20 protein-coding genes and 1 pseudogene are annotated in these 26,483 nt (G+C 63.1%); 14 read left to right on the top strand and 7 right to left on the bottom strand.

The window, feature by feature from the left end:
- Positions 1-208: 208 nt before the first annotated feature.
- The 11 genes from RVY76_RS06555 to RVY76_RS06505 are packed head-to-tail and all read left to right on the top strand — an operon-like array spanning position 209 to position 13,639.
- A complete protein-coding gene (locus tag RVY76_RS06555; protein WP_317376582.1) occupies positions 209-1,378 on the top strand; it encodes a PP2C family protein-serine/threonine phosphatase in 1,170 nt (389 codons plus the stop codon).
- Complete coding sequence (locus RVY76_RS06550; protein ID WP_317376581.1) at positions 1,375-1,719, top strand: STAS domain-containing protein; 345 nt, start codon at positions 1,375-1,377, stop codon at positions 1,717-1,719. Before RVY76_RS06555 ends, RVY76_RS06550 begins: the two co-directional genes overlap by 4 nt.
- Positions 1,719-2,135 (top strand): ATP-binding protein, encoded by a 417-nt coding sequence (locus tag RVY76_RS06545; protein ID WP_317376580.1) that lies wholly within the window; start codon positions 1,719-1,721, stop codon positions 2,133-2,135. Before RVY76_RS06550 ends, RVY76_RS06545 begins: the two co-directional genes overlap by 1 nt.
- Positions 2,132-4,231 (top strand): ATP-binding protein, encoded by a 2,100-nt coding sequence (locus tag RVY76_RS06540; protein WP_317376579.1) that lies wholly within the window; start codon positions 2,132-2,134, stop codon positions 4,229-4,231. The genes RVY76_RS06545 and RVY76_RS06540 overlap by 4 nt, the downstream gene beginning before the upstream one ends.
- Entirely contained in the window at positions 4,228-6,102 is a 1,875-nt protein-coding gene (locus RVY76_RS06535) for a DUF3131 domain-containing protein (RefSeq protein WP_317376578.1), read from the top strand. Before RVY76_RS06540 ends, RVY76_RS06535 begins: the two co-directional genes overlap by 4 nt.
- Positions 6,099-7,250 (top strand): acyltransferase, encoded by a 1,152-nt coding sequence (locus RVY76_RS06530; RefSeq protein ID WP_317376577.1) that lies wholly within the window; start codon positions 6,099-6,101, stop codon positions 7,248-7,250. The genes RVY76_RS06535 and RVY76_RS06530 overlap by 4 nt, the downstream gene beginning before the upstream one ends.
- Positions 7,251-7,260: 10 nt before the next feature.
- Positions 7,261-9,084: a cellulose synthase catalytic subunit gene (locus RVY76_RS06525; protein WP_317376576.1), complete on the top strand. Its 1,824-nt coding sequence runs from the start codon at positions 7,261-7,263 to the stop codon at positions 9,082-9,084.
- Positions 9,081-10,406 (top strand): DUF3131 domain-containing protein, encoded by a 1,326-nt coding sequence (locus tag RVY76_RS06520; RefSeq protein ID WP_317376575.1) that lies wholly within the window; start codon positions 9,081-9,083, stop codon positions 10,404-10,406. The genes RVY76_RS06525 and RVY76_RS06520 overlap by 4 nt, the downstream gene beginning before the upstream one ends.
- Positions 10,403-11,275, top strand: a complete 873-nt coding sequence (locus RVY76_RS06515; protein ID WP_317376574.1) for a hypothetical protein — start codon at positions 10,403-10,405, stop codon at positions 11,273-11,275. Before RVY76_RS06520 ends, RVY76_RS06515 begins: the two co-directional genes overlap by 4 nt.
- 1 nt (position 11,276) lies before the next feature.
- A complete protein-coding gene (locus RVY76_RS06510) occupies positions 11,277-12,692 on the top strand; it encodes a hypothetical protein (protein ID WP_317376573.1) in 1,416 nt (471 codons plus the stop codon).
- Between the two features lie 11 nt (positions 12,693-12,703).
- Positions 12,704-13,639, top strand: a complete 936-nt coding sequence (locus RVY76_RS06505; protein ID WP_317376572.1) for an alpha/beta hydrolase — start codon at positions 12,704-12,706, stop codon at positions 13,637-13,639.
- 309 nt (positions 13,640-13,948) lie between these two features.
- Here RVY76_RS06505 and RVY76_RS06500 read toward each other — a convergent pair.
- The 3 genes and pseudogenes from RVY76_RS06500 to RVY76_RS06490 form a co-directional block, all read right to left on the bottom strand.
- Positions 13,949-14,842 (bottom strand): annotated as a pseudogene (locus RVY76_RS06500) (IS5 family transposase).
- A gap of 780 nt (positions 14,843-15,622) precedes the next feature.
- Complete coding sequence (gene carB, locus RVY76_RS06495; protein WP_317376571.1) at positions 15,623-18,949, bottom strand: carbamoyl-phosphate synthase large subunit; 3,327 nt, start codon at positions 18,947-18,949, stop codon at positions 15,623-15,625.
- Positions 18,950-19,032: 83 nt separating this feature from the next.
- Positions 19,033-20,229 carry a cyclopropane-fatty-acyl-phospholipid synthase family protein gene (locus RVY76_RS06490; RefSeq protein WP_317376570.1) on the bottom strand — a complete coding sequence of 399 codons (1,197 nt, stop codon included), beginning with the start codon at positions 20,227-20,229 and terminating at the stop codon, positions 19,033-19,035.
- Between the two features lie 197 nt (positions 20,230-20,426).
- On the opposite strand from RVY76_RS06490, the gene aspS reads away from it, so the two are divergent.
- Positions 20,427-22,202 carry an aspartate--tRNA ligase gene (aspS, locus tag RVY76_RS06485; RefSeq protein ID WP_317376569.1) on the top strand — a complete coding sequence of 592 codons (1,776 nt, stop codon included), beginning with the start codon at positions 20,427-20,429 and terminating at the stop codon, positions 22,200-22,202.
- Between the two features lie 142 nt (positions 22,203-22,344).
- Here the strand turns inward: aspS and RVY76_RS06480 are convergent, their stop codons facing one another.
- Positions 22,345-23,070, bottom strand: coding sequence for a response regulator (locus RVY76_RS06480; RefSeq protein ID WP_317376568.1), 726 nt, complete (start codon positions 23,068-23,070; stop codon positions 22,345-22,347).
- A gap of 148 nt (positions 23,071-23,218) precedes the next feature.
- Here RVY76_RS06480 and mce point away from each other — a divergent pair, with 148 nt between their 5' ends.
- On the top strand, positions 23,219-23,623 hold the full coding sequence (gene mce / locus RVY76_RS06475; protein WP_317376567.1) for a methylmalonyl-CoA epimerase: 405 nt from the start codon (positions 23,219-23,221) through the stop codon (positions 23,621-23,623).
- Positions 23,620-23,916 (top strand): DUF1467 family protein, encoded by a 297-nt coding sequence (locus RVY76_RS06470; RefSeq protein WP_317376566.1) that lies wholly within the window; start codon positions 23,620-23,622, stop codon positions 23,914-23,916. The genes mce and RVY76_RS06470 overlap by 4 nt, the downstream gene beginning before the upstream one ends.
- Here RVY76_RS06470 and RVY76_RS06465 read toward each other — a convergent pair.
- The 3 genes from RVY76_RS06465 to purD are packed head-to-tail and all read right to left on the bottom strand — an operon-like array spanning position 23,846 to position 26,449.
- Complete coding sequence (locus RVY76_RS06465) at positions 23,846-24,574, bottom strand: EI24 domain-containing protein (RefSeq protein ID WP_317376565.1); 729 nt, start codon at positions 24,572-24,574, stop codon at positions 23,846-23,848. The genes RVY76_RS06470 and RVY76_RS06465 overlap by 71 nt on opposite strands.
- Positions 24,571-25,149 carry a nitroreductase gene (locus tag RVY76_RS06460; RefSeq protein ID WP_317376564.1) on the bottom strand — a complete coding sequence of 193 codons (579 nt, stop codon included), beginning with the start codon at positions 25,147-25,149 and terminating at the stop codon, positions 24,571-24,573. Before RVY76_RS06460 ends, RVY76_RS06465 begins: the two co-directional genes overlap by 4 nt.
- Positions 25,150-25,180: 31 nt before the next feature.
- Positions 25,181-26,449: a phosphoribosylamine--glycine ligase gene (gene purD, locus RVY76_RS06455; RefSeq protein WP_317376563.1), complete on the bottom strand. Its 1,269-nt coding sequence runs from the start codon at positions 26,447-26,449 to the stop codon at positions 25,181-25,183.
- Between the last annotated feature and the right edge of the window lie 34 nt (positions 26,450-26,483).

Genomic DNA, 26,483 nt, shown 5'->3' with positions numbered 1-26,483 from the left:
GGCAGGGCGTCATCTGCGCCTGTTGGTCGGGCAACCGGACCGCCTCCATATTGGCGATAGACGTTATGCCGCTCGGAGGTCGGTCCAAGTCGTCTTGCCCGTATCCCCAACCTTTTCAAAGCGGTGCCAATCTTTGCCCGGTTAAGCATGAATTCATTTCCTTCAGGCATTGGGTGCTTCGAGATCATTTCCGTTCGAGGCATGTCGAATGCATGTAGTCGTAGTCGATGACGACGAGATCCAGCGTACGTTCATCTCGGCGATTCTGAAAAATCTGGGGTACAGTCCGGTCGAAGCGGGCGATGGCGAACGTGCGCTCGACCTCGTGACCGAGCTCGATGCGTCCATTGTCGTTTGCGACCTCAACATGCCCGGTATCGACGGTCACGAACTGACCCGGCGGATCCGCGCGCGTTCGGGTGACCGCTATGTTCATATCCTGATGGTGACCGGCCAGGACCAAGCTTCCGAGAGACGTCGTGCGCTCGAGTCTGGCGTCGATGACTTCATGGCCAAGCCGATCGATACCGCCATCCTGACCGTCCGGATGCGAGCGGCGTCCCGGCTTGCGCGTCACGAAGAGGTGCTGGCCGAACGTAACAGGGTTCTCGAAGAGGCCAGGGAGCATATCGAACGTGATCTGCTCAATGCCGCTCAGGCGCAGCGCCGGCTGCTGCCGCCCAGCCATGCCGCGACTCGCGATTGCCGCTTTCATTCGGCCTTCGTGCCATCGTCATTCGTATCGGGTGACATGTTCGGTTTCTTCGAGATATCGGAACGGTTCACCGGACTTTATGCGATGGATGTCTCGGGTCATGGCGTCCACGCCGCGCTTATGTCGGTGGCGGTCGGGCATCTGGTGACAGCCGATTACTTCCGCCACTACGCCATCGCCGCGAACGGCTGCCCGGACCCGGCAGGGCTGGTTTCGGTCCTCGACCAACGCTTTTACCGCGAGGACAGTACCGACTATTTCACCATATTCTGCGCCGTCATCGACCGCGAGACCAGCATTCTCCACTACTGCCAGGCCGGGTACCCCTCGCCGCTGATCGTCGCGCGAGACGGAAGCATGCGCGAGATCGGCGACGGTGGCTTTCCCGTCGCCCTGATCGATAGCGCGACATTCGAGACCGGACGCGCTCCGTTCGGGCTGGACGAAACACTCGTGCTTTATTCCGACGGTGCGATCGAAGCCGAGAACGGCGCGGGCGAGCCCTTCGGTCAGGACCGACTCGAACGGCAGATCGCCACTGCGGCTGCCGATGCGGCGGGCATTCCCGACGCTCTCGTGACCGCGCTTGCCGAATGGCGCGCGGGCACCCCCCTGGAAGACGATCTGACCATTTTTGCCTGCGAAAGGAAAACTGTAATATGATCAGAAGCAAAATCATCGAGGACGGTATCTGCATCGTCCGGCCCGGCAGCGAAAGGCTGACGGCGGCCAACGCCAAAACCTTCAAGGCCGAGACCCTTGATCTCATCGAAGCCGGTCACGACCGGATCGTGATCGATTTCGGTGAGGTGATCTTCGTCGACAGCTCTGGTCTCGGGGCAATGGTCGGACTTCTGAAGAAGGTCGGCAACCGCGGAGAGATCGTGGTTTGCGGCCTGTCCGGCACCGTCACGCAGATGTTCAGCATTACGCGGATGGACCGTGTCTTCGCGTCGTACTACGACGCGGACGACGCCATCCACGCGCTGCAGGAACGCGTCTGATGCGACGGGCCTTCGAAATGCCTGCGACGATCGACGCTGTCGATCCAACGGTCGTTTCCCTGAAGGCCGTCGCCGCAGGCTATCTTTCCGATGACAAATTGGCGGCGTTCGAGATTGCGCTGTGCGAAGCGCTCGTGAACGTCGTCGAACATGCTTTCGACGGGGCAGGCACAGGAGCAATCACGGTCGAATTCGAGGCGGGCTCCGACACGGTCGCGCTCGTCGTTTCGGACATGGGCCGTCCCGCGCCACCCGACCTCTTCCAGAACGCTCCGGCGCTCGAGGCTATCGACACGATGGCGGAGAGCGGGCGCGGGCTATCACTGATCGGCCATCTCGCCGACGGCGTGTCCTACCGTTCGTCCGACGGGACGAACCGGCTCACCCTGGAGTTCGTGCGGGGTGACGGGTCGTGATCGCGTTCGCCACGGCCCACTGGGCATGCACCTTGGTAACGCTCGCTTCGATCGCGCTGCTCGCGGCCCTCGTCGTTCACGGGAGGGCCCATCGTCGGCGGGTGGCTGCACTCACCCACGAGCTGGCCGAGGCACAGCGCATTGCTCGGATGGGGACAGTCAGGTGGGACTTCTCACGCGACAAGGTCGTCTGGTCGGACGAATACGCCCGTCTTTTCGGTCTCGCCCCGGGCGGAGTGATGAACGGCACCGAGTTTGCGGCGCTTGTCGCGCCGGGGGATCTCGACCGGATCGTGGAAAGCGAGCGGCGGGCCTTGGACGAATCCGCCCGCACAGGCGCGCCCGTGCGACGCGAAATCAGCTTTGGGATGCGGCGGACGGACGGAACGTTTGTAGAGGTCGAATCCCTTTCCGAGCTCCGCGCCGACATGGACGGACATCCGGTCAGCATGATCTCGACCGTCCGAGATATTACCGAAACAGCCTGCGCCAAGCGACGCCTCAAGGAGAGCGAGCGCCACCTCGCTGCGGCACAAAGGGTTGCCCGTCTGGGAAGCTTTCGCCTGACGGTCGCGAGCGAAACGGTCGAATGGTCCAAGGAACTTTACGACTTGCTTGGACGCGATCCCGAGGCAGGACCGGCACCGCTTCCCGAACTTCTGCCCGATGAGGAGGAGCGGGCGCAGCTCGAAGCGAAGCTTCAAGTAATCTACGAGCCTCACGCTCCCCTGGAGAAGCGGCTTGCGACAGTCGATTTCCGGATGCGTCACGCCGATGGCGCTTACCGACACGTGCGTGCCGCAATGGAGATGAGTTACGACGATAGAGGCGAGGCCGAGATCCTGACAGGCGTGATCCGCGACGTGACGGACGAGGTTCGACGCGAGGCAGATCTGCGCGAAGCCGTCGCCGCCGCCGAACGCGCCAACGCGGCCAAGAGCGAATTTCTGGCCGTAATCAGTCATGAACTGCGCACGCCCATGAATGGCGTCATCGGAATGCTCGGCGCGCTCGACGATGCGGCCTTTGGATGCGAACAGCGCGACCAACTCCGTATTGCCCGCGCCAGTGCTGACACCCTTCTTGTAATCCTCAACGACATCTTGGACGCTTCCAAGATCGAGGCCGGCAAGCTCGAGGTCGAGGTGGCACCGTTCGACTTGCCTTCGCTTATCCAGAGCGTCGTCGATCTCTACGCCCAGAAGGCGTGCGAGAAAGGCATCCGGCTTGACGGTGCGGTCGATCGAGACGTCCCAACCTGGATCACGGCCGATTCCGGAAGGATCCGCCAGGTCCTCTCGAACCTCGTCAGCAACGCCGTCAAGTTCACGCCCGACGGCCGTGTCGTGATCCGCGTAAGCCGGATTTCGAAGGAGCCGAACGCAGCGCCCAGCCTGCGCTTCGCAGTCGAGGATAGCGGCCTTGGCATACCGAAGGCCAATCATCACAAGGTCTTCGGTCGCTACGACCAGCTCGACGCCTCCTATACCCGCCGTTTCGGCGGCACTGGCCTCGGCCTTTCGATTTGCCGCAGCCTTGCTGAATTGATGGGCGGCGAGATGGGCTTTTCCAGTGCCGAAGGCGCGGGGTCGACCTTCTGGATGGATATTCCAGTCCAGCCAGCAGAACCGCGGGTAGACGCCCCGGGCAAGGACGTTCCAAACATACTGAAGCCAATGCGCATCCTCGTCGCCGAGGACAATCCGACCAATCAGATCGTGGCGCGTGCCATGCTTCAGGCGCTCGGGCAGAAGGTGGATTTCGTGGCGAACGGCAAGGAGGCCGTCGAGGCGGCAGAGCGGTTCGACTACGACCTCATCTTCATGGACCTCTCGATGCCGGTGATGGACGGCTTTGAAGCGGCCCGCGCGATCCGGGCGGGATCCGCCCGTCATACCCCGATCGTGGCGCTGACGGCCAACGCGACGCAAACCGAACGGGAAGCGTGTCTCGCCGTCGGCATCTCCAACATCCTGATCAAACCCGTGACTCGACCGCAGCTCGCGGCGAGCTTGGCAGACCCGCTCGGCCTTGGCGCGCACAATTCCGACCCGGACCGAACCGACCTCCACCGACGCAAAGGAGAGACCGCATGACACCACGCCTTCCCTTCCTGACCTGCGCGCTGACGAGTGCGATCTTCCTCTGCGACGGCTCGCTCACGGCATGGGCGGAGGATCTCAACGCCGAGCCGGCCGCCTGGGCCGAACTCGTCGCCGCTGCGCCATCCGGCGGAAATTCCGCCACGGTGGTAGAGGCGGACGAACCCGAAGCCTTGCTGCCTGCATTGATTCCTGCGGGTCCGGATAGCGGGGATGCCGGTGCCGCTGCGGTCACCGGCGGGGCAGGGCAGCCTGTGGATCTTGCGCCGCTCTGGTCGCGTCCGGCTGGCTCGGGCCTGCCTGATCTGCGATCGCTCCTCACACCCGCGGCACAGCCGTTGTCGCGCGTGGAAGATCCCGTTTATGGCGAAGTCGATCCAGACTACGTCTTTGGTCGGCGCGGCCCGCTTACCGAGCGTGAGATGGCGATGGCCCGCACCGCCTGGTCCTATTTCGAGAAGCGATACCAGCCCGAGACCGGCCTCGTGAACGCGGTCGGGTCGTACCCGTCGACGACCATGTGGGACACCGCCTCCTATATCAGCGGGCTGGTTGCCGCCTACGAACTCGGGATCATCGACAAGCGCACCTTCGATGACCGCGCCACCAAACTCATCGCGACCTTGCGCAATCTCGACCTCTATCGGGGCGAGGCACCCAACAAGGTGTACAACACCGAGACCGGCGAGAAGGTGAACTACGCAAACCAGCCCGGCGAGGTCGGGTTCTCGGTGCTCGATATCGGGCGGATGCTGAACTGGCTCCAGATCCTTAAGCAACGCTATCCCTATCTCGCCAACAGCGTCGACAACATTCCGATGCGCTGGAGTTTCTGCAATATGGTTGGCGACGACGGCCGGCTCTTCGGATCCATCGTCACGGGCGATGGCGAGAATCGCTACGTTCAGGAAGGCCGTCTCGGCTACGAGGAATATGCCGCCAAGGGCTTTGCCTTGTGGGGCTTCGACGTGCCCGGCGCACTCGACCCCGAGCCGCTGGCCTATACCCGCATCTATGATGTGGATGTGCCTTATGACGGTCGCGATCCGCGGGTCTTCAAGAACCAGAATTACGTTCTGACCGAGAGCTACTTGCTCGACGGGCTGGAACTCGGTTGGGATCTTCCGCAGCGCGATGACGGGTGGCCGGGTGTGGCCAGCCAAGGGTGGCGCGCGGAGTTCGCACACCGCATTTTCCTCGTGCAGCAGCGCCGCTTCGAGCAGACCGGGATCCTGACCGCCCGTTCCGAGCATCAGGTCGATGGCAAGCCCTACTTCGTCTACGACTCGATCTTTGCCGACGGCTATGCGTGGAACACCCTCGACCCCAGCCAGGTCTATCAGCCGGACCGCGCCGCCGTCGCCGCCAAGGCCGCGATCGGCATGTGGGCGCTCTGGGACGTGCCTTATACCGACACCCTCTTCGAGGCGGTGGCGGACCTCTCTGATCCCGAATTCGGCTTCTACGAGGGCCTCTACGAGAACGGCAACGGCTACATCCCGCTGCAGACCGCCAACAACAACGGGATCATCCTGGCTGCACTTCTCTACAAGGTGCAAGGGCCGATCCTCCAGCGGCTGAACGACAACACCCAGTACTGGGACATGGCGTTCTCGCAGTCCGACATCCGCAAGAACAAGTGCCTGCCCGAACCGATGGTGAAGGAAGTGTCCTGCTGCGCCTGCGGTGACTTGCCTGAGCCACAATACGCCGTCGCTTGGGACGATTTCCGCTACTGCCGCCCGATCGACACTGCCGACGGGATCGCGGCGACCGAATGCCACCCCGAGGAACAGGTCTTCGCCAAGCCGAAGCCAAGGATCGTCCTTCCACGTGCCTGCACCGCGAACTGGAGCCAAAGATGAGCAAGTCCGGAAAGCCCCGCCTCACCTGGTTCGACGCGAACCGCGTCATGGCCGCAATCGGTGTGGTCCTGATCCACTCGACCACGGATTTCGCCGGCCGTCCTTTCCCCGACGCCAGCGCGGGTGAAAGGTTCGTACCCGTCTTTCTGCGTTCCATCGCGGAATTCTCAGGGTCGGAGATGTTTTTCTTCTTCTCGCTCTTTCTAATGGCGATGCGGGTGGACCGGCATCGTCCACCCTACCGGTCGGCGATCGCGACGCAGGCCGAGCGGCTCTTGATCCCGTTCGCGTTCTGGACGGTCTTCTATGCGTTCTTCCGGCTCGTGAAGGCCGATGCCTTCGGTTACGTGCCGTATTACCTCGAGCAACTCAGCCACTGGCAGACCTGGCTCGCTTTCTTCCTGCTCGGCAAGTCGCAATACCACATGCACTTTCTGCCGACGCTCTTCGCGCTCTTCCTGTTCTTCCCCGTCATGCGGCTCGCGATGCGCTATCCGATCCTGGGCGTTTCGCTCTTCGCAACTTTGGGCGCCATGAACCATGCCCATGCCTGGATCTGGTCACTCGACATTGACTCGCTCGTGCGGGAGTACCTTATCCGGATCGTCAAGGTTTGTGGCTATGTGGGCTACGGGTTTGCGGCTTTCGCACTCTATGGGCTCTGGAAGGATGGCATCCCGCGGGGCGAGTCGAAGCTCATCCGTCGAGGTGCCTTCTACTTCGCCTCAATAGCCTACATCGCGACGCTGCCATTCTTCGGCTACGCGCTCCTGAACGGCGAATGGGGCATCCGTGCGGGGTGGGACTATTACGGTCACTTCCTGATGCCGCTCTTCATGTTCAGCCTGTTTCTCGGCGGTCAGTATCTGACCTGGTCGCCGCGCTGGTCGAAACTCGCAAAGTACACGTTCGGCGTCTACCTCGTGCATCCGATGGTCATCGACCTCTACGACATCGCGGCGGTCAAGTCGGGTCTCGCGGCGATCATGTCGCCTACGGTGATCGTCGTTTCCCGCTTTGTGCTGGTTATGCCCGCCGCAGTCCTTCTGGCGATCGCGATCGGCCGCTTCAAGCCCGTGGCCTGGACCATCGGTCTCGGGCCCGCGCCCTGGAACTGGAGCCGGCTCCCCCCGGCGCAGCAGGCCTGAGGAGGCTGAGATGGACGACTATTTCCGCGCATACGAGAACCGCGTCCCGCCCGAACCGCTGGCATATTCCGTCACTCGCGAGACGCTCTGGCAATTTCTGGCCACGCTCGCACTGGTCGTCGGTGGCTGGTATGTCGGCTGGCGTTGGCTGCATTCGCTGAACTACGACGCGATGTGGTTCGCTCTGCCCTTGGTGCTGGCCGAAACGATGGCCTATCTCGGGCTGATCCTCTTCGTCTTCAACCTCTGGAAGGACCAGCCGGTCACCTTCCCCGAGGCACCGGCGCTGATCGAGGACGTGGACCCCGGCAGCTTCGAGGCCGGGCGTCCGATCGCGGTCGATATTCTCTTCGCAACGTACAATGAGGAGCCAGAGCTCGTGCGGCTCGGCATCCGTGATGCCAAGATGCTGGAATATCCGCATCCGATCGACGTGCGCATCCACGTCCTCGACGATGGTCGTCGCGACGTCATGCGCGCAGTCGCCGAGGAAGAGGGGGTGGGATACATCACGCGCGATACCAACGAGGGGTTCAAGGCCGGTAACCTTCGCAACGCGATGGAGCAGACCTCGGGCGATTTCCTGGTGATCTGTGACGCCGATACGCGGCCACTGCCTACATTGCTGTCCCGCACCCTCGGTCATTTTCGCGATCCGAAGATGGCTTGGGTGCAGACGCCGCAATGGTTCTATGACCTGCCCGAGGGCGAGGGATTGACGCAGCGGCTGGCACGCCGCTTTGGCGAGCGGGGCGGCCGCACGGGCAAGGTCGCCGAGCGGTTCCTCGGCCGGGTCACGCTCGGCTACGACCCCTTCGTCAACGACCCTCAGATGTTCTACGACGTGATCCAGCGGCGGCGGAACTGGGCCAACGCGGCGTTCTGCTGCGGAGCGGGCTCTATCCACCGGCGCGAGGCCGTGATGGAAGCGGCCCTCCGCAAATTCGGCGACAACGTCGAGGCGCGCGTGATCGCCACCGAGGAAGAGATCACGCTCGAAAGCCGGGAAACCCGCGTCTCGCCCGAACTGATGGAGGCGATCCGCACCGAAGCCGTGACGCAGGAGGCGTTGACGCCCTACAAGTTCCACGTCTCGGAGGACATCTACACCTCGATCGTGCTGCATTCCGACCGCGAGCGGGGCTGGAAATCGATCCTGCACCCGACGATCGAGTCGAAGATGCTTTCGCCCCAAGATCTGCTGACCTGGACCATCCAGCGCTACAAATACGCGGGCGGCAGTCTCGACATCTTGATCAACGACAACCCGCTTTTCCGTCCGGGCCTGACCTTCGCGCAACGAATGATGTATGCGGCTACATTCTATTCCTACCTGGGTTCGATCTGGAACGTCATCTTCCTTGCTGCGCCCATCATCTACCTCTTCTCGGGTATCGCGCCGGTCTCGGCCTATACGACGGATTTCTTTCTTCACGTGATCCCGTTCCTCGTGACGCTGGAGCTGGCCATGATGGTGGGGACGTGGGGGGTCGCGGGCTACGCGCCCAAGGCCAGCTACCTCGCCTTCTTCCCCCTGGGGTTGAAGGCGCTCTGGACCGTGCTTCGCGGCCGGAAGATCGCGTTCAAGGTGACCCCCAAGGACCGACAGTCCGGCCGGTCGCTTCACCTCGTGCAGCCGCAGATTGCGGTGATCGGCCTGACGGTCGCAGGCGCGCTCTGGGCCGTCGGAGCATTGGCCATCGGAGGCACGGAGCATTCGGCCACAGGCGTCGTCACCAACATCCTGTGGGGCATCAACAACTGCGCGGCCATGATGGGCATGGTTTCTGCCGCGCTCTGGCAACCTCTTGACAAGAAGGACGGCATCGAATGACTTTCCAAGAAAACCTGATCCGGGCACGAAGCCACATCGTCTTCCTTGCGGCCCTGGGTGTCGGGCTCGGGCTCGTGCTCTGGCTCGAGGGGATGGGGGAGCAGCCCATGGCCACCGTGATGATCCCCGATCCGACAACGCGACTTGAGGCTGTAGACCCCTTGCCTCTCGCGATCGTGGGCGAGAGCAGCGAGCGCGATCTCGAGCATGCCCGTATCGCGTGGACCTATTTCGAGAACAACGTCGACGAGGGGACGGGGCTGGTCAACTCCGCCAACGCCTATCCCTCCACGACGATGTGGGAAACCGGATCCTATATCGTCGCGATCCTGTCGGCAGAACGGTTGCAGCTCATCGACGGAGAAGAGGCGGAAGCGCGGATCGGCAAGGTGATCGACAGCCTCGGCAAGCTCCGTCTTTTCGACGGAAAACTTCCCAACAAGGCCTATCACACCCGCACGCTGGAACTTGTGGATTACACCAACAAGCCCTCCGAAACGGGCCTTGGTTGGTCGGCGCTCGACGTGGCACGCATCGTCGCGGCGATGGGGCTGGTGGAGCGCAACCACCCCGGTCTCGCGCCGGAGGTCGAGGCGCTGCTTGCGGGCTGGGATCTCGACAGCATGATAGTCGACGGAGAGCTCATGGGCACGAACATCGTTGCAGGAGAGATACGGCACAACCAGGAAGGTCGTGTAGGCTATGAACAATACGCCGCAAAGGGCATGATGCTATTTGGATACGATGCCTACCGTGCCTATGAGGTGAAGGAAAACCTGATGGTCCGCGACGTGGAAGGGATACCCGTTCCGGTTGATACGCGCCTGCATCGCGGCACGCTGCCTGCCTTTACGGTCAGCGAGCCATATCTTTTCGATGGTCTGGAATTCGGCTTCGACGCGCGGTCCTCGCGCTTCGCCACTGCGGTCTACGAGGCGCAGGAAGCACGGTACCACGAAACCGGCACTCTTACCGCCGTCAGCGAGAGCCATCTGAGCGAGGCACCCTATTTCGCTTACGCCACGATCTGGGGCGGCGGCGCGCCTTGGTCGGTCCTGAGCTTCAAGGGCGAACGGATGGACAGCCGCCGCACAATCGCGACCAAGGCGGCCTTCGGCTGGAATGCGCTCTTCGGGACCGAGTACACGGATGAGCTGATCGACGCGCTCGAGATCGCGGCTGACCCTGAGCAGGGTTGGGCCGAGGGCATCTACGAGGCGACAGGCGAGCTCAACAGTTCGGTCACGGCCAACACCAACGCCGTTGTGCTGGCCGCACTCGCCTTCCGCGCCAGCGGGCCCCTGATACGGTCGGTGCGGTGAAAGGGCTCGCCTACTTTTCCGCGGGCCTCGCCCTCGCAGCCACGGGTGCGGGGGCAGAGCCTTGCGTGGGGGCGTCCTACGACACACCGCTGCCGGGCGCGGTAGAGGTGGAGCGCATGTATGCCGATGTGCCTTCGCCCACCTATCCGGGGCTCTGGCAGGAAGGCCGCGTGGCCGGCTACGTCTACCGTATCTTCTCGAATCTCTCGGCAACGCTGTCCGATAGAGGCGAGAATCCGGACTGGGCCATCGACCTGCGTTGCGGGGGCGACCCGCTCGCCTGCACACGCAACGCCATCGGCGCGGTGCCCGAACGCGCAGAGCCTGTCGCCGATGAGATCGCCGCCTGCCTTCGCGGCGAGAGCGTGAACAGTGCGATACTGTCGCAGCCGTCCGGGACGATGGACGGCCTGCCGCTCGCCTCTCTGCCGGCCAACGGCGCACCGATGGAGAGCGGCGCAGGTCTCGCCACCGCTGCCGCACTCGCGATGGGGGAACCGGCACCCGTGGTCCGTGCGCCGAGTTCGACGCCTGGGGAGCCCGACCGCCCGAGCGCACAGAACGAGCTGCCCACCACGCCGCCCGGCGAAGAAGTGGGTGGCGAGGCCACGCGGCCCGATGCGCGCTTGGGCGTCAGCCTGCAGCCCGCCGACGAATGCGGCCTCGACGGTGTACCGCGCGAAGGAACGCCGATCCTGGTGCTGCAACGCCTGCTCGACAATGCGGGTCACGAGATCGGAGCGATCGATGGGCTGATGGGACCGCGTACGCGTCTGGCGCTCGACGCGGAACTGGGACCCGGTTCGGCAGAGATGGAGATCGAGGCGGCAATCACGGCCCTCGATGCTGCCCTTTGCAACCGGGAGTGAAATGGACCTAGTCGTCCGACACCTTGTCGGTGCAGGCCTGGCGATCCTCGTCACGCCGATGGCAACCGCACAAGTGGATTTGCCAGGGCCTCAGGACGGCGTCGTCCTGTCATGGCCTAGTCTGCCGGGCCCGGTGATCGTCGACACGTCCGATCCGGCAGTACCGGGGGCGCAAGAGGTGATCGAGGATACTCCGAATGTCTTCGTCTGGTCGCGCTTTCAGACGGGCACGGTTGCGGATTGGAGTTACCGGATGTTTCCCGACGGCTCGGCCATCGTCTTGCCGGACACGGATCAATCGGAGGCGGATTTCATCGTGACCTGTACCCTCGCGGTGTCTTGCGAGATTTCGGGGTCGGATGGCAGCCGAGAGGTGGTGCCCGCAATCGGCGCGGAGCGCCCCTCGCCACCGGTTTCGCCCGACGGTCCTGCGCTCGCCCGCCATGTTGCGGAGTGGATCCTCGCCGGCACCGGAACGCCACCGCCGCCGCCGCCGGCACCGCCGGTCGTCGAGGCCGCGGTGATCGCGCCTGAAGTGACGATCGAAGTGGCCGAGCCACCGGACGAGCCAGAGATCGTCGCACCCGAGACACCGGCCATATCGGAAGATTGCTCCGCGCCCGATCCGTTCTTTCCCGATGTTTGCGACGTATCGTCGGGACCTACGCCCCTTAGCACAATTTCGCGCGGACCCAGCGGCAGGAACGCAGCAGAAGCGCCGCGTGATGTCCCACAGGTTACCCCGTCACTGGCCGAACGGTTCCGCCTTTCGTGCTCCGTGAGCACTGGACTGGGCTTGCGTTACTTCGATCTTGCCGAACTCGACGATCGCTACGGCAAGCTGCGCGTTAGTCTGGGCTGCAGCGCCCGCCTGACCGAGAAGCTCTCGGCACGGATCTCGCTCGTGGGCTACCCTGTGGCCGATCAGCAGCAACCATGGGACCCGGATTTTACGTACGCCTTCAATTACAAGGCGACCGAACGCGTTACGATCGGTTATTCGAGTTATACCGCACGGTTCGGCGGCCCGGGCAAGACCTTCAGCGAATCGCTTGCCGATGGGAGTCTGCGCGCCTCGATCAGACTGCCGGAGTTGCCGCTGCCTTTCGACAAGAAGGCGGCCTGTACGTTGGGCGTGGGGCTACCCGATCCGTTCGACACGAGCGCGACCCTATCCTGCGGGTTCTCGCTGACCGAAAATCTGCGCCTGAGCGGCACGGCTTATGTCTATGCCCCCGGCAAGCAGGAGAGCTTCAGCCCGGACTATTCCTACACGGCAAGCTACAAGATCTCGGACTGGCTGCAATTCACCTATTCAAACTACGGAAATAACCGCTGGCCCTGGAACCCGGCGGACAGCGATCCGCCCGGTTTGCTCGGCGGTTCGCTCAGCCTTTCCTACAAACTCGAGCTCTGAGGAGGCCTCCCATGATCCTGCATGTCCTTCGAACGGCACTGCCGATTCTGCTGGCAATATTGTGGGCGGGTGCCGCATCGGCTCAATCCGCGAACGGCACGGTATCGTTCGATAATACGGTGCAGAGCCGTACGTTCGACCGACCCGTCTCCTACGCGCTCTACCTGCCGCCGGGTTACGCCACGGATACGCGGGCCTATCCGGTTGTCTACCTGCTTCATGGTGGTGCGACGGGACAGCCGAGCGACTGGTTCACACTTGCGCAGATCGACCAAGTGCTCGACCGTCTGATCGCCGAAGGACGGATCCCACCGGTGATCGCAGTGGCCCCCGACGGGCGACGTGACGCCGCGAACCGGGTGGCAACCTATTTCATGAACGACGCCGACGGGATCATGCGGTGGGAGGATATGTTCCACGATGATTTTGTCCCCGCCATCGAGTTGCGGTACCGCACTCTCGGTGCCGAGGGAAACCGTACTTTGCTCGGTATCTCGATGGGCGGTGTCGCGGCCACGTTCTATCAGTTGCGACGGCCGGAAGTCTGGGCCGGTGCCGCCGCGCTTGGCGGCGCGTTCCGGACCGAGGCTCAGATCGACGCGCTCTCGGCCGAGGCCTACGAAGTGCGCTATGGTGGGTGGTTCGGACCAGGGCTCACCGGCGAGGCACGCCTCGACGCTGCCCGGGTGCGGGGCGACATCGGCGCGATCCTGGGAGATACCGACAAGACCGCGTTCCAACGGATCCCGCTGCTGTATCTCGACATCGGAGCCGACGATCCTTTCTTCGAGGGGAACGCTCTGGCCCATATGGATCTGAGGAATGCAGGAATACGTCACAGGTTTGTTGCACGCGAGGGCGGGCACGACTGGCCCTATTGGCGCGATGGCCTGGACGAGGCCTTGCTTCATCTCTCCGCCATCCTGACGCGCGATTACGGTGAATGAGGACCGATGCGGCTTGTCTGAACGGATCGAAGGTTGGTAGTCAAAGCGAGACTTTGCCCGTCAAGGCCTGCCCACAATTTCTATATTCATTCGTTGCCAGAGCTAATCGCCATTCGGGTCGTTAATACAATTGCGGTGTCGCCTCGGAATATTAGAATTCTGCGTTACAATATATTCCCGCGATCGCGGCGCTCTTGCAGAACTTTTACCTTCTACTTTGACTCTCCTTATCTCCACTGACGTCACGCCCCCGTAATGGCATTGTTGCGGACCTCACGTCTGAGGCATAACCCTTTTTCCCCGCTGACGTTATGCCGCGCGGAGCATGTCGGCGGTGCCGGGGGTGTTGGCGCGATTGATGAGTGCGATGCGGATGTCGCTTTCGATTGTCTGGCGGTCAGGGTCTCGGGCGACGATGCGTTCGCCGGAGGCCTTTATACCTCGCATCTTTGCGTCTTTGCGTCTCCGAGCGTGGGATCCGGTCCAATGCTTCCGGAATGCGCGACCGTAGTGCTTCGTGGGGCCCAGCCTCCCGTTCCGAGCCTTCGCCGCCGGGCCGTCTTCTTTCCAGGCGCGCCCGTCCTTCCGGATCGGGATGGCCCGCCGTTCGGTGATGGCCATCTGACGGCGGCGGGTGTCACACGCACCGTCGGCCGCAACCGTGTCGATCCGCTCGTCGTCGGGAATCTGAGCGAGCAGCCCGGGCAGGATTGGACTGCGCCATCGCTGACTGGGGTGAGCTCTGCGGCCCGGATGCCCGAGGTCGCCGTCTCTATAGCCAGGTGGACCTTGCACGATCGGCACCGACCTTGCACGCCGTGCTTGCATGCCTGCCATTCGCCATCTTAAGGGAACTTGATGCCGATGCTGTCCACGAACAGATCGAGCGGGCCATCGACACGCCGACACGGGATCTGGACTTCCAAAGTCTTCTGTCGACGGCACGAGGTGCTGAGGTCGGGCCCGGACCAGTCCATCCCCGCCAGCCGCAGCAGGCTCGCCATCATGCCTGCGGTCTGTCGCAAGGGCAGCTTGGAAAAGCACTTTGATCGAAAGACAGAATTGGATGGCGGCATCCGAGAAGACGGTTGGACGGCCGGGCCGCTCATCATGCCGCGCCAGCCAAGCCGCGTCTTGATCGACCCGGATCAACATCGAGCCGCACTTCCATGACACCGCGTTGCAGCAGGATCCGTTCGTCATCGGCAGCGGGCGGGGTAGGCTCCCTCGTGCAAGCCCTCTCACCGCATGGATACGCGCTGTGAACCGTCGGATGACAGAGCTCCGCACCAACGCCGGGGTTAGGAACCTTGAAAGAAATTCGTACCGAGCAGCCTCTGCCGTTTGACCGACCTTAGATAATTCCTCTCCTGCCTTTCTCTTAGAGAGTCACGGCAGGGATAGTCTCAATCACGATCGCTCTTCGTGCAAAACCCTCTCTTCGATTGAATCTGCCCGAGGTGGTACGATGTGCCGGAATTGCAGAGACTGCATAGCCCAAAGTAAGAGCAGCACCGGCTGGGCATGTTGTGAGATGTCGAATGCGGCAAAGTTGGGTGCAATATTATCGGAGGTTTCATTGAATGCCGAAAACCTTCCTTCAACGTTGGCCATGATAATCGATGTAAGCAAGCGAGCGGAATACGTCCAAGCGGACTTGCATAGCAATACTGTTGAACGGACGGTTTGCCATGAGAGAGCTAGACAGGATGCTCGCCACTGTATTTTCCAGAGGAAGACATTGCTGCTTCGCATTGGAACAGGCCAAAGCGTATCCAGGATGCTGTCGTCGAATTAGAGAGGCCAAATTAGAAATAGCAACGTTCGGAAATCTAGCATGGAAATCTGAAGCGGAATTGCTCTCGTGCGTTCCGGTCAAACAGCATTGATCTCAAAGCACAGCTGAAGGCCACCTGCCACGATGCTCGGTCGAGGCAAGTTACAGTCAACTGATCAGGAGAGGCTCGCTCTCCTGATCTCATTTCAGCCTTGTAGCGAGCGGACCTCGATGTCGCCGCTGCTCCGTGCACGCATCGCCTGAGCAGCTGCATTGCACCCGGCGAGGGTGGTGAAGTACGGGATCTTGTCCATCAGAGCCACGGCGCGGAGCGACCGGCTGTCCTCGACCGCCTGGGCGCCTTCGGTCGTATTCATGACAAGCGCGATCTCACCGTCCTTGATGATGTCGACGATCGTGCGGCCGCCCTCGTAGACCTTGTTGGCGATCTCTGAGGCGATACCCGCTTGTTTGAGGAAAGCATGGGTGCCGCGCGTGGCGATAATTGTCAGGCCAAGTTCGGTGAGGATTCCCGCGGTCTCGAGGAGCTGCTCGGTCTTGTCGGCTTCCTTGATCGACAGGAAGACACGGCCGTCCGAGGGAAGATCCACGCCCGCACCCATCTGCGCCTTGAGGAAGGCGGTAGGGAAGTCGCGATCCCATCCCATGACCTCGCCGGTCGAGCGCATCTCGGGGCCGAGCAGCGTGTCGACGCCGGGGAAGCGCGCGAAGGGCAGGACCGATTCCTTGACCGAAAACCACGGCATCGCCGGGTTTGCCAGCGTCAAAGGGTCGGCAATCGGCACGGTCTCGCCGGGGCCGGTGCCTTCGGGATAGGGGTCGCGATGCGGGAAGTCGGCGAGCTTTTCGCCCGCCATGAGACGCGCGGCGATCGACGCGATTGCGCTGTCGGTCGCCTTGGCGACGAAAGGTACGGTGCGGCTCGCCCTCGGGTTCACCTCCAGAACGTAGATCTCGTTATCCTTGATGGCGAACTGCACGTTCATCAGGCCCACGACGCCGAGCTTCAGCGCCATTGCCTTGGTCTGGCGTTCGAGTTCCGCGATCGTCTCGTCCGAGAGCGTATAGGGCGGAAGCGAACAGGCGCTGTCGCCCGAATGAACGCCGGCCTCCTCGATATGCTGCATGACGCCCGCGACGTGGACGCGCTCTCCGTCGGAAAGGCAATCGACGTCGATCTCGACCGCGCCGGTCAGGTAGCTGTCGAGCAGGACGGGATTGCGACCCGACACGTTCACCGCGTCCCGGATGTAGCGGGCGAGATGCGCATCGTCGCGCACGATCTCCATGGCCCGTCCACCGAGGACGTAGGAGGGGCGGATGACCAGCGGGTAACCGACCTCGGCCGCGATCTTCATCGCCTCCTCGTCAGACCGGGCGAGGCCGTTCTTGGGCTGGCGCAGATCGAGCTCGTTCAGCATTGCCTGAAACCGCTCGCGATCCTCGGCAAGGTCGATCGCGTCAGGCGACGTGCCGAGGATCGGTATGCCCGCATCCTCGAGTGCATTGGCGAGCTTTAGCGGGGTCTGACCGCCGAATTGCACGATCACGCCGTGCAGGGTGCCGTTCTGCTGCTCGACGCGCAGGATCTCCATCACGTGCTCGAACGTCAGCGGTTCGAAATAGAGCCTGTCCGACGTGTCGTAGTCGGTGCTTACCGTTTCCGGATTGCAGTTGACCATGATCGTCTCGTAGCCGGCATCGCTCAGCGCGAAGCAGGCGTGACAACAACAATAGTCGAACTCGATTCCCTGACCGATCCGGTTCGGGCCGCCTCCGAGGATCACGACCTTCTTCGCGTCGCTGGGGCGCGATTCACACTCGACTTCGCCCATGACCGGATGTTCGTAGGTGGAATACATGTAGGGCGTCTGTGCCTCGAACTCGGCCGCGCATGTGTCGATCCGCTTGAAGACGGCAACGACATCCTTCGCGGTCCGTACGCGGCGGATCTCGGTCTCGTCCAGTCCGGTGAGCATCGCGAGCCGCGCATCGGTGAACCCCATCATCTTCAGCCCGCGCAGGTCGTCGGCGTCATCGGGCAAACCGTCGCGACGCACCTGTTCCTCGGTTTCGACGATTTCGCGGATCCGCGCGAGGAACCATGGATCGTAGCTCGTGACCGCGTTGATATCCTCGTCCGAGAGGCCGTGGCGCATCGCCTGCGCGATCGTCCGCAGACGGTCCGGCGTCTGGAGGGCGAGCGCTGCGGTGATCGCCGCGCGGTCGTCGGCCGAGAGCCCGTCGGCGCGAGGTGAACCGGTAAGTCCCGCGATCGCGATCTCGTCGAAGCCCGACAGCCCCGTCTCGAGGCCCGCAAGCGCTTTCTGCATCGATTCGTGGATGCTCCGGCCGATTGCCATGACTTCGCCTACCGACTTCATCGCCGTCGTGAGCTCGGGCTTGGAGCCCGGGAACTTCTCGAAGGCGAATCGCGGGATCTTGGTCACGACATAGTCAATCGAGGGCTCGAAGCTCGCCGGTGTCACGCCGGTGATGTCGTTGTCGAGCTCGTCGAGCAGATATCCCACGGCGAGCTTTGCGGCGATCTTCGCGATCGGGAAGCCCGTGGCCTTGGAAGCCAGCGCCGAGGAGCGGGAGACCCGCGGGTTCATCTCGATCACGACCATGCGCCCGTCCTCGGGGTTCACGGCCCACTGGACGTTCGATCCGCCCGTCTCGACGCCGATCTCGCGCAGCACGGCGATCGATGCCGAGCGCATGATCTGGTATTCCTTGTCGGTGAGCGTCAGGGCAGGGGCCAAGGTGATCGAGTCGCCGGTATGAACGCCCATCGGATCGACGTTTTCGATTGCGCAGACGATGATCGCGTTGTCGGCGCGGTCGCGCACGACCTCCATCTCGAATTCCTTCCAGCCGAGAAGCGATTCGTCGATGAGGATCTGGCTGACGGGCGAGGCGTCGAGGCCGGACTTGCAGATCCGGAGGTAATCGTCGCGATTGTAGGCAACGCCACCGCCGGTACCGCCGAGCGTATAGGCCGGCCGGATGATCGCGGGCAGGCCCACATGTTCGAGCGCGGCGGTGCATTCCGCCATGCTCGATGCGATCGTGGCCTTGGGATTCTCCAGCCCGATCCGGTCCATCGCCTCACGGAAGAGCTTGCGATCCTCGGCCTTCTCGATCGCTTCGCGGTTCGCCCCGATCAGTTCGACGCCGTGCTCGGCCAGGACGCCCATTTCCTCGAGCTTCAGCGCGGTGTTGAGGCCCGTCTGGCCACCCATCGTGGGCAGCAGCGCGTCGGGCTTTTCCTTGGCGATGATCTTGGCGACGATCTCGGGCGTGATCGGCTCGATATAGGTGGCGTCGGCCAGGCCCGGATCGGTCATGATCGTCGCGGGGTTCGAATTCACGAGGATCACGCGATAGCCTTCCTCGCGCAGGGCCTTGCAGGCCTGTGCACCGGAATAGTCGAATTCGCAGGCTTGTCCGATGATGATCGGCCCCGCTCCGATGATCATGATGGACTGGATGTCTGTGCGTTTCGGCATGGCGTCCCCCGGGGCAAAATCGTCGGGGGTTATATCCGTGCGACGTCGCGGCGCAAGGTCATTCGGGAGAGGATGAGACGCGTCTAGTTTCGATAGAGGTAGTCGCGGGTGATCGGCACGGCGGTCTTGCGATGGGCGAGTTGCGCCTGGAAGACGACCTGATGCCCGTGGACGAAGCTGAGTTCGGAGGCCACGAGGTAGTAGCGCCACATACGGCAGAAGCGGTCGTCGTAAAGCGCGCGCGCCTTCTCGATCCCGGCCGAGAACCTTTCTTCCCAATGCCGCAACGTCTTGGCGTAATGCATTCGCCAGACCTCGATATCCGTCGAACCGAGGCCCTGCCGTTCGAAGGCCGCGCTCATCTCCGACAAGGCGGGCACGTATCCGCCGGGAAAGATATACTTCGCGATGAAGGGCGAGGTGGCACCGGGCGCATCGGTGCGCCCGATCGTATGGATAAGCGCGACGCCGTCGGGGCGCAGCATATCGTGTACCTTGGCGAAATATTCGTCGTAATGCGGTTGGCCCACATGCTCGAACATGCCGACCGACACGATGCGATCGAAGGTCCGGTCGATCGCACGGTAATCGCTCAGCAGAAATTCGACCCTATCCTCAAGCCCCGCCTCTCGCGCGCGCCGTTCGGCGATGGCGTGCTGTTCGCGCGAAAGGGTCACGCCCGTCACCTTCGCGCCGAAATCGCGGGCAAGCGTCAGCGCCATCCCGCCCCACCCGCAGCCGATATCGAGGATCTCCATGCCCGGCTCGATCAGCAGCTTGGCCGCGATATGCGTCTTCTTGTCGGACTGGGCCTGCTCGAGGCTGTCGTCCTCGTGCCGGAAATAGGCGCAGCTATACTGGCGATCCGCGTCGAGGAAGATGTCGTAGAGCTCTGCCGAAAGGTCGTAGTGATGGGCGACGTTGCTTCGCGCGCGGCTCATCGGGTTCCACTGGCTCATCCGGCGCAGGCGCCGGCCCATCCGGTTGTGCAGATCGAGAATCCAGGTCCGGTTTCCCGTGCCGAGATTGTGGAACATCATGTCAAGAAAACCACGCAGATCGTCGCCCTCGATCTCGATCCCGCCGTCCATGTACCCCTCGCCGAGCCCAAGATCGGGATTGGCCACGATCCGCCTTGGCAGGGTAGGGTCGGTGATCCTTACCGTCATTTTAGGGGAGCCCGATCCGGCGGTGAAACGCCTCCCGGAGGGCAGTGTCACATCGAGCGTTCCGTCGCGAAAGACGTCCCGCACGATCCTCTCGAACATCCGATCCCACATCGGCCCGATCTCTTTCCTTCGTGTTCCCATGCTGTTGCGGGGCGGCTGGTATCGCCGCTGCTTCGCTCACGAAAAATTAGCGTGCTGGATTCCTCGACGGATGCAACCCCCTTGGTGCGGCCTTGTCGGCGGTGCTTGACTTCCTTCCATGGGCCTAGTGTATGCGCGGGGCCGCTTGAGCAATGAAAGGACGTCCCATGAACGCCTACCGCAGCCATACCTGCGCCGATCTCGACCGCAGCCATGTCGGCGCGGAGGTCCGCCTTTCGGGATGGGTTCACCGGGTGCGCGATCATGGCGGTGTGCTCTTCATCGACCTGCGCGACCATTACGGCATGACGCAGGTCATCTGCGATCCCGACAGCCCCGTTTTCTCCGAGATGGAGAAAGTCCGGAGCGAATGGTGCCTGTCGATCGGCGGCTCGGTCAAGGCGCGGGACGACGCCCTCGTGAATCCGCGGATCCCCACGGGCGAGATCGAGGTCTACGCCCGCGGTCTCGAGGTGCTCGGCCGTGCCGAGGAGCTCCCTCTGCCAGTGTTCGGCGAACAGGACTACCCTGAGGAGACGCGTCTCAAGTATCGCTTCCTCGATCTGCGCCGGCAGGGACTGCACGACAACATGGTGCTGCGCTCGGACGTCGTGCGCGACCTGCGCGAACGGATGTGGGACCAGAAGTTCCGCGAATACCAGACGCCCATCCTGACCGCCTCCTCGCCCGAGGGCGCGCGCGACTTTCTCGTGCCGTCGCGGTTGCATCCCGGCAAGTTCTACGCGCTGCCGCAGGCACCGCAGCAATTCAAGCAGCTGATCATGGTGTCGGGCTTCGACAAGTATTTCCAGATCGCGCCCTGTTTCCGCGACGAAGACCCGCGCGCCGACCGCTCGCCCACCGATTTCTACCAGCTCGACCTCGAGATGTCCTTCGTGGAACAGGAGGATGTTTTCGCCACGATCGAGCCCGTGATCCGCGGCTGCTTCGAGACGTTCGGCGGCGGTCGCGAGGTCGACCAGACATTTCCGCGCATCAGCTATGCCGATGCCGCGCTCTGGTACGGCACCGACAAGCCGGACCTTCGCAACCCCATCAAGATGCAGGTCGTGTCAGAACATTTCGCGGGAAGCGGCTTCAAGATTTTCGCGGAACTTCTTGAAAAAGAAGGAACAGAGGTCCGCGCCATTCCCGCGCCGCGCGGTGGCAGCCGCAAATTCTGCGACCGGATGAACAAGTTCGCGCAGGAACAGGGCCTTCCTGGAATGGGCTATATCTTCTGGCGCGACGGCGAGGACGGGATCGAAGCTGCGGGACCGCTTGCAAAGAATATCGGCCCCGAACGGACCGAGGCGATCCGTCAGCAGCTTGGCCTCGGCAAGGGCGACGCGGCCTTCTTTCTCGGCGGCAAGCCCGCCGATTTCGAGGGCGTGGCGGGCCGTGCCCGTACCGTCATCGGCGAAGAACTTGAACTGACCGACAAGAACAGGTTCGCATTCGCCTGGATCGTCGATTTCCCGATGTATGAGAAGGACGACGAGGGTCGGATCGACTTCTCTCACAATCCCTTCTCCATGCCGCAGGGCGGTATGGCGGCGCTGGAGGGCGATCCTCTGGAAGTTAAGGGATTTCAGTACGATCTGGCCTGCAATGGGTACGAACTGGTCTCGGGCGCAATTCGGAACCACCGGCCCGAGATCATGTTCAAGGCGTTCGAGATCGCAGGCTATTCCGAGGACGAGGTCCGCAACCGCTTCGGTGGCATGGTCAACGCGTTCCGCTATGGCGCGCCACCGCATGGTGGATGCGCTGCTGGCATCGACCGGATCGTGATGTTGCTTGCCGACGAGCAGAATATCCGGGAGGTCATCATGTTCCCGATGAACCAGCAGGCGCAGGACTTGATGATGGGCGCACCGAGCGATCCCACGCCCGCGCAGTTGCGCGAACTCGGGCTTCGCGTCCTGCCGTCGGAAAAGTAGGTCTTCAAACCGATCTGAATGCCGGAATCGCCGCAATCTAGGCGATTCCGGCGAAGCCGGTGCACTTGGATCAAGCTCAAGGTTGCTTGCGCGGTCCTTCGAGGGCTGCCTGACCGCAAACTCATTCACTCTCCGCAGGACTTTAAACGGCCAACGATCCGTCGACTGTCATGCGACGGCGCACGAGTGCGCCAAGATCGCCATGCGCGTCTCCCGCTCTCTCGCCGTCGGTCAGGGCTGTTTGCTGTGCGCGGCCGGCAGCCAGTAGCTCGGCATCGCCGGTGCTGTGCGCGAGATTGATCGCAAAGCTCGCGGCATAGGCCATGACCGTGTCGTCGTTCTCAACCTTCAGAAGATCCATGATGAGTGCATAGTCGTCGCCGAGTGCGGAGGGGTCGGCCACGACGATCTCGTTGCTGACGATGCGAGGGCCCTGCGGCTGCGCGGTTTCAGGTAGCCGCGAGAGGATGGCCGCGTGAAACGCTGCGACCGATCCGAAAGGCTTCGTCAGGAAATCGTCGGCACCGGCGCGCATCGCCGCATCTTCCTGCATGGGATCTCCCGATACCGCCAGCAATGCCGGGACGCGCGGGCTCGCTGCCGAAAGCTGACGGATGAGATCGAGGCCTGATCCGTCCGGCAGCCCGAGATCGACGACCACGATCGTCGGCCGATAGGTCTTGAGGTGCCGCGCTGCCGAGCGCAGGCTGTCCGCCCGCCGGATGCGCGCACCGCCGCGCAGGCACATCAGCCGCATCGTCTCTCCGGCAAAGCGGCTGTCTTCGACGATGAGGACCGTTTGCCCGAGGAGTGGCCTTTCGGCTGTGGGGCGGCGGGGAAAAAGGAATTCGTCCAAAATATCCGGCATAGGTTTCTCCATGTCTCTGGCGCCCAATGAAGGGTGACTTTGACTAATATCGGGTTAACCGTAATCGGTGCTTCCGTCCGGTCGGTTGCGCGTCCCTCGCCTGGGGGCTAAGGGTTTTGCCCGTGCCGCCCCGAAGGGATCCGCGCCGATGATCGGACGCCTCAATCATATCGCCATCGCCGTGCCGGATCTGGCGGCATCCTGCCGTCAGTATACTCAGATGCTCGGCGCTGATGTCGGTGACGCGCAGGATCTGCCGGAACATGGCGTGACGGTCGTCTTCGTCACGCTGCCGAACACCAAGGTCGAGCTTTTGCACCCGCTGGGAGAGGCGAGCCCGATCGCGGGCTTCCTCGAGAAGTCGCCCGGTGGCGGCATCCACCACGTCTGCTACGAAGTGGAGGACATCCTCGCGGCCCGCGACCGGCTGACGGAGGAGGGCGCGCGGGTCCTTGGGGACGGCACGCCCAGGACAGGCGCACACGGCAAGCCGGTGCTGTTCCTGCACCCCAAGGATTTCGACGGCTGCCTCATCGAACTGGAGCAGGTATGAGCATCACCTCCGCAATCGTCCTCTTTGCCGTGATCTGGTTCATGGTGCTGTTCGTCGTGCTGCCGATCGGCCTGAGGACACAGGGCGACGAGGGCAAGATCGTGCCAGGTACGCATGCCGGGTCGCCGGCATCGACGGATATGTGGCGCACCGCACGATGGGTGACGTTGATCACAATCATGCTGTGGATACTGCTCTACGTCGTCATCACATCCGGCTGGATCAGCGTCGAGAACCTCGACTGGTTCGACCGGCTCGATCGGGAACCGGCAGCCGATGGAACAGGTGGGTAAAGGTCGCCGCCCCTAGGACTGGAACCAGCAACCCCAGGATCGGAACGACCAGCGGGACGGCCATCAGGCAGCCCGCGAGCCAGATCTGCGCCGCGTAACGCCGGCGCAGACGCCGTGCACCGGCAAAGCCCAGCCGGCGTGCGGCGATCAACTGGAAGTATTCCCGCCCGAGAAGATAGCCGTTCAGCGCGAAGAAGATGAATGGCGCGGCCGGCGGGAGCATCAGGTACGCCGCGAAGGCCGCGATGTTGGCGAGGATCAGAACGCCAAGGAACTTGAACCCGTCACCGAGCCCCTGCAGGAAGGACAGACGCGGCGCAGGCGGGAGTTCGGGGTAATGTCGCGCTTCGACCGCGTCCGTCACGTCGTCGAGGAACAACGACGTGAACGCCGAGGCGACCGGGATCATCAGGAAGGTCGACACGAACAGAAGCAGTGGCACCGATGACCATGAGACCGCGTTGTCTATCCACGTGACCTCGCCGATCCATGGCAGCGTGAAACGATCCGGGATCAGCCAGTCGAGCATCCAGACGAAGATTGCGATGAACGCCGCAAGCAAGGCGACGGTCAGTCCGATTCCGGTTGCGAGAACCCGACGGAAGGTCGGATCGCCCATCTGCGCGACAGCGCGTCCGGCATCGGAGATTGCCTTCACGCGTCGATCCAGGTGATCTTTGCCGCGGGGTCGGGGCGGGGACGCTCGGGTGGCGCGCTCTTTTCCGTCCCGATATGGATGAAGCCCGCGATCCATTCGCCTTCGGACAGGCCAAGCCCATCACGCGCGAAGACGGGATCGTGGCTCGCCCAGCCGCTGAGCCAGTTGGCCCCCCATCCGGCTGCGAGGGCGGCGTTGAGAAGCTGCAGGCAGACCGCGCCGGCGGACAACACCTGTTCGGCTTCGGGTACGTCCGGACTGGGGACCGGGCTTGCGACGACCGCGACGGCAAGATCGGCATTCGCGTATTGCGCGACCTGCTTGTCGATTTCCTCGGGCGTGCGGCCGAGCGCCTGGCCGCGATCCGGAACGAGCTGCGACAGCCGCATGAGCGCCGCACCGTTCAGCACGACGAGCCGCCAGGGCTCGAGCTTCTTGTGGTCAGGCGCGCGCAACCCCGCTTCGAGGATCGGGGCGAGCGCCTCCCTGTCAGGTACGGGGCGGGACAATGTCTTTGCCGGCCGCGAGCGGCGCGTCAGCAGGAAATCGAGTGCGGCTTGGTTGGGATCTGGCATCATCTTTCCTTTTCTGCGTCTGCCTTGGCGATCAGTGCCCGAGTGCGCGCCAGCCGATATCGCGGCGATAGAAACCATCGGTCCAGTCGATCGCGGCGCACATCTCGTAGGCGCGGTCGCGGGCCTCGCGCAGATCGGTGCCGCGCGCCGTGACGCTCAGCACCCGGCCACCCGCAGCAACCACGTGGCCCTCGGACATTGCCGTTCCCGCATGAAAGACCATGCGCGACGACGTTCCGCCAAGCCCATCGAGCCCACCGATCGGACTGCCCTTGGCATAGGGGCCGGGATAACCTTCGGCCGCCATCACCACTGTCAGCGCATGGTCATCGGCCCAGCCGATCCGCATCTGCCCCAATCGCCCCTCGGCGCAGGCCAGCATTGCATCGAGCGCCTGCGCACCCAGCCGCATCATCAGCACCTGACATTCGGGATCACCGAACCGCGCGTTGAATTCCACGAGTCGCGGCGCACCGTCCTCGATCATCAGACCGACATAGAGGATGCCGGAATAGGGCGTTCCCCGGCGCGCCATCTCTTCGACGACGGGACGCACGATGCGCGAAAGGGCGGCCTCGCTTACCTCTTCGGTCATCACGGGGGCGGGCGAGTAGGCACCCATGCCGCCGGTATTGGGACCGGTATCGCCGTCGCCCACCCGCTTGTGATCCTGCGCCGTGCCCATCGGCAAAATCTCGGTCCCGTCGACAAGGACGAAGAACGACGCTTCCTCGCCCCGCATGAATTCCTCGATCACGAGCGATGCGCCCTCGCCGCCGAGCGGACCGCCAAGAATGTCGTCGATCGCCGCATGGGCCGCTTCGATCGTTTCGGCCACGACGACCCCCTTGCCAGCGGCGAGCCCGTCGGCCTTGACGACGATCGGTGCGCCCGTCCGCACAACGTGGTCGTGCGCGGCCTGCGCTTCGTCGAACCGGGCCCAGCGGGCGGTGGGCGCGTCCGCGGCGTCGCAGATTTCCTTGGTGAAGGTCTTCGATGTCTCGAGCATTGCAGCCGCGGCATTCGGTCCGAAGACGAGCACGCCCGACGCGCGGAGCCTGTCCGCTACGCCTGCGGCAAGCGGAGCCTCGGGACCGATGATCACGAAATCGACAGCGTTCTCAGCCGCGAAGCTTGCCACCGCCTCGCCATCCTCGATGGCCAGCGTCGCGATTTCGGCAATCTCCGCAATTCCCGCATTGCCCGGGGCCACGATCAGCCGGTCGCATTTGGGATTCTGCAGTGCGGCCCATGCCAGCGCATGTTCGCGCCCGCCGCTTCCGAGGATCAGAATGTTCATCGAGGCTCCCTCGAAAGTCATGGTTGCCGCCCCA

Origin of the sequence: Palleronia sp. LCG004 (genome assembly GCF_032931615.1) — a bacterium.
GTDB lineage: Bacteria > Pseudomonadota > Alphaproteobacteria > Rhodobacterales > Rhodobacteraceae > Palleronia.
The sequence above is the reverse complement of the archived record's forward strand: the minus strand, read 5'-3'. Positions and strand labels throughout refer to the sequence as shown.